At 60.1% G+C, this 6,591-nt stretch carries 8 protein-coding genes; all 8 read right to left on the bottom strand.

Translation table 11 applies throughout. The features are described 5' to 3' along the window. A partial coding sequence (gene pilM, locus I5W_RS09685; protein WP_044529059.1) for a type IV pilus biogenesis protein PilM occupies window positions 1–459 on the bottom strand: 459 nt, incomplete at its 3' end. Window positions 460–570: 111 nt separating this feature from the next. Next, the gene (locus I5W_RS09680) at window positions 571–1,140 is read right to left on the bottom strand and encodes a type 4 pilus major pilin (RefSeq protein ID WP_237741925.1); all 570 of its coding nucleotides are present in this window, start codon (window positions 1,138–1,140) and stop codon (window positions 571–573) included. Between the two features lie 19 nt (window positions 1,141–1,159). Further along, a complete protein-coding gene (locus I5W_RS09675) occupies window positions 1,160–2,236 on the bottom strand; it encodes a type II secretion system F family protein (RefSeq protein ID WP_199901724.1) in 1,077 nt (358 codons plus the stop codon). Next, a complete protein-coding gene (locus tag I5W_RS09670) occupies window positions 2,226–3,845 on the bottom strand; it encodes a GspE/PulE family protein (protein ID WP_017453251.1) in 1,620 nt (539 codons plus the stop codon). Before I5W_RS09670 ends, I5W_RS09675 begins: the two co-directional genes overlap by 11 nt. Further along, window positions 3,842–4,153 carry a type IV pilus biogenesis protein PilP gene (pilP, locus tag I5W_RS33285; protein WP_252716972.1) on the bottom strand — a complete coding sequence of 104 codons (312 nt, stop codon included), beginning with the start codon at window positions 4,151–4,153 and terminating at the stop codon, window positions 3,842–3,844. Before pilP ends, I5W_RS09670 begins: the two co-directional genes overlap by 4 nt. After that, window positions 4,150–4,344 (bottom strand): hypothetical protein, encoded by a 195-nt coding sequence (locus I5W_RS33280; RefSeq protein ID WP_252716971.1) that lies wholly within the window; start codon window positions 4,342–4,344, stop codon window positions 4,150–4,152. The genes pilP and I5W_RS33280 overlap by 4 nt, the downstream gene beginning before the upstream one ends. Then, window positions 4,334–5,599 carry a type 4b pilus protein PilO2 gene (pilO2, locus tag I5W_RS09660; protein WP_044529057.1) on the bottom strand — a complete coding sequence of 422 codons (1,266 nt, stop codon included), beginning with the start codon at window positions 5,597–5,599 and terminating at the stop codon, window positions 4,334–4,336. The genes I5W_RS33280 and pilO2 overlap by 11 nt, the downstream gene beginning before the upstream one ends. Window positions 5,600–5,617: 18 nt before the next feature. Further along, window positions 5,618–6,591: PilN family type IVB pilus formation outer membrane protein (gene pilN, locus I5W_RS09655; RefSeq protein ID WP_044529056.1), on the bottom strand; the 974-nt coding region annotated here is incomplete at its 5' end.

Here is a 6,591-nt window from a genome sequence, read left to right as displayed (position 1 = left end):
AATGCCTCTGCCTGCCAGTGCCGCGACCGGAATTCCGGTATCGCCGAAGATGCCTGATTGCAGTGTGCTCTTGCCGTGTCGATAGACGCCGACCAGCAGGGAATTGCCGGAGAGCTGGTTGAGATCGGCAGTAATGTTTGTCGAGGGCAGCGCGGTGGCGTAGATATAGATGATCCCGTCCTGGTCTCGGTAGTTGTCCCAGATCAGACGATCACTTTGCTGATAGAGCACCGACCAGCTCGGTAAGGCTTTGGCGCTCTTGAGAGCTTCGATGGACACGCTGGTTCCACGCAAGTCGTGGGCGCTGAAATAGTCGATGACAGCCTGCCGGTACAGCGCCATCTCTGCTGCCACCTCCCGGCCAGAATTGGACTGAACCACGGCCAGTGCCTGGCTGCTGGTGCTGGAGTAAAACCCACCAGCCGCGATCATTACCAGTGCCACGATGAGGCCCCACATCGCTCGTTCCTTTCCTTGGTCGACATCGTTGCCACCGGGTCGTGCTGCGTTCATGCATCAACCCGGCGGTCGTACCATTCGCTTCGATGAAGGTATGTTCAGCAGCGGCTTTCAGGACGCCGTAAAGGTCACTGCATTGCCAGCGGCCGAATTGACCGAGCACAGCGAATTGGCGTTGCTCACCGTCGCCGGGAAGCTGGTGATCGGATTGTTGCCGCCCTGGTCGATCTGGGTCCAGCCGCTGGCACCGCTGATCATGCTCACGCAGACATCCTGTGGTACTGCGTTGTAGGTGATGGTAAAGCCCGTCGTGGTTCCAACAATCGTCACTGCCCCGCCCCAGCTGTTGCTCAGGGTGCTGTTGGTTGGTCGTGCCAGGGTGTTGGGAATCGCGTTGGCCAGCAGCAGGCTGGGCACCAGCGAGGAAGTCGGGTAGCTTTGGCCGATATAGAGCTTTCTGACGGCGGTCCGAATGGCGACTACCTCTTCGGTCATCTGGTTGGCCTTGGCACTGCCGAAGGCACCGGTCAGCAACGAGACCGCGCCCAGTACTACGATGGCCGCAATGCCAAGGTATGCAATGCCTTCCAGCAGCGACGCCCCTTGCTGCCGCGCCAGTAGGCTATCCGAACGGATGGCCAGATGGTCTTTTCTACTATGGATGTGTTTGCCTTTCATCATGCTTTCCTTGTCTGGTTGTTCAATGGACACTTCGCGTTAGTGCTGCAATTTCCTGCTGGATGCCGAAAAACCCGGTCACGAGCCAGCCAATCACCAAGGCCAGGGTAATGATGGAAAAACCGTTCAATACCTTCATCCTCAGCGAGATGGCCTCCACGCCCTGCTCCATCCATTCATCTGCCAGAAGCTTGAGCGCTTCGGCGAATCCTTTGTATTCCGCATAGACGCACAGATCATCAATAACTTCCTTGGACGGGAACTGATACCCTGCATTGCGCAGCGCCTCGCCGCAGTTAAGCCCCGAGCGCACCCCCAGCAAGGCGCCGTCCAGGCGTTCGCGCAGCCAGGGTTGCGCCATCGCCGAAAGCCGCAGCAGGGACTTTTCTACCGTCACCCCGGCTGACTGCAAGGCAGAAAACGCCGTGAGGAATCCGCATCCGACCATCAAACGGTAGATCGAATAAGGCGGCAGCCGGTCCGCCACGATGCGCAGCGAACCGGTCCAGCGGCTCATCGACAGCATCAGGACTACCAGCAGTACCAGCAAGCCAAGCACGGCGTAGGCCATCCAGTGCTGAACCCACACCGACATCAGGTACAGCGACCTGGCCGCACCATGCCAGCCGGAAGGATCGATCATGCGGGTGAACTCGGGAATGACCCGGGTCCCGAACAGGTAGATGTAGACGATCACCAACGCCAGAACTGAGAGCGGATAGGCCAGCCCGCCAAGGATCACGCCCTGGAGCTTCTTGCTGCCTGGGACCACACCCACCACGGCCATGAGCGTATGCTCCAGCTGCCNGGACTGTTCTCCGGCCATGATGATCATCTGCTCCGAGCGCGGCACCCACCAGTCCAGGCCCTCGGCCAGCAGGCGACCGTTCTGTACCATGCGTCGGCAGTCGTCCAGTACGATGGCCAGTGGCTCGTAGGGCTTCTTGCCATCTTCGGAGGCGCGGTCGCGCAACTCCTCCAGGATCTTCAGCAAGGGTAGACCGTGGGATAGCATCTTGGCGATCTTGCGATACAGGCTTAACCTGACCGTGGCCGTGAATTGGGTCCGAGCCCACCAGCGATTGAGATCACGCAGCACCATCGGCCTCCACCACATGTAGGTGATGCACGGAGGCCGCCACGGGCCCCTGGAAGTGACCGACCACCTTTTCCGCCATGGCCGGATCAATCAAGCCGGCCACCACCTTGTCGAGGGCGTGATCGACGATGCTCCGGCCACCCAGGGATTCCTTCCAGTAGCGCCAGGCCTGACATTTTTCTCCCATCCGCAAATGGCGGAAGAAGCTCTCGTCGGGCACGATGACCTCCGCCACGACGGTGCGTCCGATGGTGCCGCGATGCGAGCAGAACTCGCAGCCCGGGCCAGAGATGCAGACATCTTGCAGGCGGTCAGGAATCACCTGACGCAAGCGCGCCAGCAAGGCCGCCGGCACCTGATCCAGATGCGCTAGCAGCGGCCTCTTGCAATGGGGGCACAGTTGCTTGACCAGGCGCTGGCTGATCAGGCCGGTAATGACGGTGTGATCTAGGACCAGGCTCTGCTGCAAGCCAAGGTCGATGAGACGGTCAACGATGGCCAGCGCACTGTTGGCATGCAGAGTGGTCCAGATCTGGTGGCCCGTCATCGAGGCGCGCAAGGCATTCTGCGCCGAGGCCCGATCACGGATCTCGCCGATCATGATGGTGTCTGGATCGAGCCGCATGGCATTGGAGATGGCAGCCGAGAACAGGCGCGAGCGTTCCTCTTCGGTATGCGCATTGGTTACCGTGGTCTGGACCGCGCCCTCGATCGGATATTCGACCGGATCCTCGATGGTCAATACGTGCAGTTTCCCTTCGCCTTCAAGGATCTGCCCATTGAGCACGCGCTGCAGCGTGGTCGACTTGCCCGAACCAGTGGGCCCGCTGATGATGTTCATGCCGATGGGCTGCTCCTTGAGACGTTGCAGATCGCTCACCTGCTGGGCGGAAAACCCCAGCGAGCCCAGGTCCAGGTTCTCGCCCACGTCGTTGTACAGCAGCCGCAGTACCATCAGGCTGCCCTCATTGGTCGGCACGGTGGCGATGCGCACGCCATACAGTTCCGGTGGCAACTTGTCGCGATCGGCGATGCTGGCGTCCTGGCGTTCGGTCGGTTTGTAGGAACTGTCCGAGACCGAGGTCATGGCACCATACAAGGTGGCCAACAGCCGCTCGCCGTATTCACGGGTCTGTCCTCCCACTGGCAACAGATCGTTGTGAATGCGGAAATAGATCTCCGTGCAATTCTTCCGCACCCGCAAGTGAATGTCCGAGGCACGCACCCTGCAGGCCTTGTTGAGCATCTCCTTGGCCGTGACCTGCATCATCGAATGTTCCTGATTGCGCTCGGCCTGGATCGGCAATCCGTTGCTGTTGATGCGCCGGATCAGCTCGATGCTGGCCTGGACCTCCCTGAAGGGGTGACCCATGCGTTCCAGGCGCCCGCGATAGGACAGCACATGAGGATTAAATGCCTGTCCGGCGACCACCAGCAGGCGGCCGTCGCCCAGCAGGCAAAGCAGCTTTTTTTCTTCCGGCCTGGCCTCCAGGCTGCCGGAATTGCTGAGGATGCCCAGTCCACACAGGGCTTGCAGATCGTCGAGTCCAAGTGTGGCCTGCCCCTTACCCACCGCTTTTCCCTCCTGCCGTTCGGCATGTTGGATCATCGGGCGGCACTCCGTGTTGGCACAGCGGGCAGGCCCAGTGCCGTACCCGTGAAACCGCTATTGAAGCCCACGTTCTGTTGTACATAGGTTCCCAAACGGATGCGCTGATTTGACTTGGACATCACCACGACCTCGCGTGGCGTCACCGAGACCACCTTCATGCCATTGGACAAGGTGTCACCCTGCTGAACATCGACCACACTGCCATCGCTGAGCTGCAGGGTGGCGAAGATCTTGGTGCCCACGCCTTTCATGNNCACGATTACCNGATCGCCCACCACAACGGGCTGGGTGATGGCCGTGGTCATGTTCTGCTTGACGGCGATCTTGTTTTGTCGCGTGACGATGTTGACTGGATTTCCAGCTGTCGTTCGCGGGCCTTCAGCACCAGGGTTTCGGCCTCGATCCGTGTGAAGCTCTCGGAAATGTTTTCAGCCGAAGCCGACACAACATGCAAGGCCGTGGCCGCGACCCAGATCAGCGCGAATTTATTTTGCATAGATCGTTCCCTCCAGGGACCACTCGGCCCCGTGATAAACAAGTTTTTCTACCCGGACGCCCGGGCGGCTGAGCATGTTGGCAATGTCGGCGGGCGCCATGCCATGTGCATTGATGGAAAACAGAAAAGAGCGCCATCCGGGTTGCCACTGCTGTTGCTGTGCCTGTAGCTTCAGCGGAGGTACCGCGCTCAGCTTCATGAGTAGACCAATGGCTTGGAAGCGTGACATCAATCCTTCCAGGGTCGGCTGCGCCTCGCCCAATACGTCGTTGTCACCGCTGGCCATCGTCAGCGCGCGGACATAGCTGGCCTTGTCGCCGCTGGCATCGATCATTGCTTCCGGCACCTGGGCTCGCAGCAGCGCAATCGTCGAGTCGCCGCGCAGCCAGCTGTAACTCTGACGTTCCGGCGTGCAGAGATAGCTATCCAGCTGCCAACCACCGGCGGTCAGATGATCGAACCGGTCCATACAGGTCTTCACCATCAACACGGGCAGTGGTATATGCGACCACGGATGCGCGGCGGCCGACGCCTCGCGCTGTATCTGCTCGCGTGCTCGCGCGATGGCCAGTTCACTTTCGCGTTCGACCTGCTTTTGCTGGTAATAACGCCAGGCTAGCCATCCGCCCGCGGCCACCAACAGGACCGCGGCGACGCCCAGCGCGGTGGGCAACCAGGATGGCAGACCATCGATCTGATACAGACGCCACCACTTGTGCACGCGGATGCTGCCATCCTTCTTGCGCGGAATCAGGGTGGCGATGGTGCGGGCGTTGAAATTGTGGAAGCCCATATCGGCCAGTTCCGGCTCGCCGATGACCACATTCCATCCACCCAGCGCATAGTCGGAGTGCAGCCGGTCGAGTACTTCTTCCTTCTCACCCACGAAGTCGCCGTTGGGCAGGAAGTTGGCATCGCGCACCGCAAGGTACAGCCATTTCCCGTCCGGAAGCATGAACGCCCCCAGCCAGTTGTGGACCGCCTGCTGCTCGCCGTCGTAGAAGGCACCCTCGATGGCCAGCGTCTTGGAGACGATCGCCGCCAGCGAGAACATGCCGCAACGCCCACCCTCCCGACTATGCGCAAAACCAGCCTGGGCGGTGGAATGGTCCATGCGGATAACCAGCAGATCGGAATCGATCTTGCGGCCGAGATCAATGGCCTCCTTCTTCAGTTCGCGCGGACGCGACAGGGATTGCCAGAAAAGCCCACAGACGAACCTGTGCTTTTCTATCTGGGTAACATAGCTCGCCATGGCTCGGTTTCCTATTCCTCAGATCGCAGCCATGGCCACCGGCGTAATGAGCACGACGATGATCTCCTTGTTGTTTTGGCCATTGACGCCACCACCGAGCAGGAAATTCCTGGGCGTCCCTACCCCTTTGTAATCGAGGTTGTCATCGGTCTGTTCAAAGCCGCTGATGATGAGTGTCTCGTTGGACTTCATTGCCACGCGCTGCAGGAAATTACGGGTATCGAGCTCCGGGGATTCAATACGGCTGCCATTGCTCTCGATCTGCCGGATGCCGCGCAGGGTGGAGATGTCGGTAGAGAACTGCAGCATCACCGTGCCATTGGTCAGCACGTGCGGCAGGATGCTCATATTGAAGCCTGCCGTCACCACCCCTGGGATCAGGGTGGTCGTGGTACCGACCTGGGCCACGATCGAAGTCTGCGAGGATTGCAGGTAACTGGTCTGGCGCGCCACCTGCACCGGCACCGGCTGGTTGTTCAGGGTCACCACCGAAGCGGTAGTCTGGCGGCGCACCTTGCCTTGTTCAGACAAGGCATCGATCACCGCCGTGGTCCCGGAGAACTTCGACGAACCGACGATACCTGCCGTGAAATTGCCTGAACCCGGCGAGGCTGGCGTGAAGCTGTTGCTGATGCCGAAGTTCCGGTTCAGGCTGTTGTAGACCGCACCCCAGTTGATGCCGTATTCGTCGGAATGCGACAGACTCACCGAAAGTACCGTGACATTGATGGCGATCTGCCGTGACAGGGCCTTGTTCTCGCCATCGATGTAGGCGGCGATCTTGTCCAGGGAATCTGGCGTATCAACCACCGTGATGGCGCCTGTGGCAGGCGATGCGAGTACCTTGCCATAGGGTGAGAGCATGACCTTGATGGCATTCTCAATGCCGCTGTAGACCGACAGCTTCGAGGCGACCCCGGTGTTCTGGGAATTTGTGGCCGACACCGCGCTGCCACTGGAACTGCTGCTGCCGCCGCCGCTGCCTCCACCGG

This window comes from Herbaspirillum sp. B65, assembly GCF_000333555.1.
Lineage (GTDB): Bacteria > Pseudomonadota > Gammaproteobacteria > Burkholderiales > Burkholderiaceae_D > Herbaspirillum > Herbaspirillum rubrisubalbicans.
The sequence above is the reverse complement of the archived record's forward strand: the minus strand, read 5'-3'. Positions and strand labels throughout refer to the sequence as shown.